Source organism: Endozoicomonas sp. SESOKO3, assembly GCF_024606255.1.
The window spans coordinates 1-1,038 of the sequence record NZ_JAHHPR010000141.1; the positions used below are offsets into that span (position 1 = coordinate 1).

Sequence of the window (1,038 nt, forward strand, 5' to 3'; positions counted from 1 at the left end):
CGCAAAAGTGTTTTGAGAGCAACGGGAAGGTCTGTCCGTTACCCGACAATGTTCAGTTTTATCGGATGCCGTTGGGGAATGACGAGCTTCCTTCACTGTTCCAAAGTCTGTCCCACTCATGTGATAAAAAAGAAGAGCAGGCACCACGCAACCCTGTCATCATTAACCAGAGTAATATTGCCCAATGGCTGAGCCCGATTGCCATTGCCCCGGAAGGCTTTGCAGTCCCTAACACCTGTCTGTTGGAACAGATTCGGGCGGGTGGGACAGTCATCGTAACCTCTCCCCTCACTGAGGCACTGTGGTTTCGTTTGCTGGGTTCTCTGCAAACGATTCGCGACACGACTGGCCTGGAGCCCCGACTTCAGGTGGCTGATTCAAAACGTCAGCCGAAGGCCCTGGGATTGACAGAAAACGACAAGCACTTTCTGTCCTGCCCACAGAAAAAAGTCAGAGATCCCGCCGTTTTTAATGTCGTCACTTATCAGCAACACGCCCAGGTCAGTTGTTGGATCAAGAATCAGCCGCAAACTCCTCTGGTCATTCAGGTCAATGAACAGACCAGCTTCAGCCAGCTATTTGATAATATTCATATCACCTCAGAAAAAAAGGCCCGTTTTGGACAGCGTCAGAGTGCATTGCAGAAGGCATTAACCGCTGGCAGGCCGGTGGTATTCCGGGGACTGGAGAGTAATCCGACGCTTCAGCAACTTCTGGAACCCCTGGCTGTTGGTCAACCTCTGTTGGTGAATGGCCAGTTGCAGGCCTATCCACAGGCTCATGTCAAAATACTCTGGCCTGAGTTTGCGAGGAGCACGTCTTCGGTATTGACTTCCATGGTTGCCACGGGAAAACCCTGCCCTGAGGTCAATCTCTGGGATATCAGTGCCCAAAGATATGATATCCCCCGGACTGAGCTGCCAGAACAAGCACTTCACTCACTCTACAAAGCCTTTAAAACCGTACCTGCCGACCTTTGTAACCCTCTGCCTGAAATGACCGAAGGGCTGCTGAATAACCTGATACTGGCTGCCCGCC

At 51.6% G+C, this 1,038-nt stretch carries 1 protein-coding gene; it reads left to right on the forward strand.

The window, feature by feature from the left end; all coding sequences use genetic code 11:
- The coding region (locus tag KDK18_RS02495; RefSeq protein WP_257252956.1) for a hypothetical protein at positions 1 to 1,038 on the forward strand (1,038 nt) is incomplete at both ends.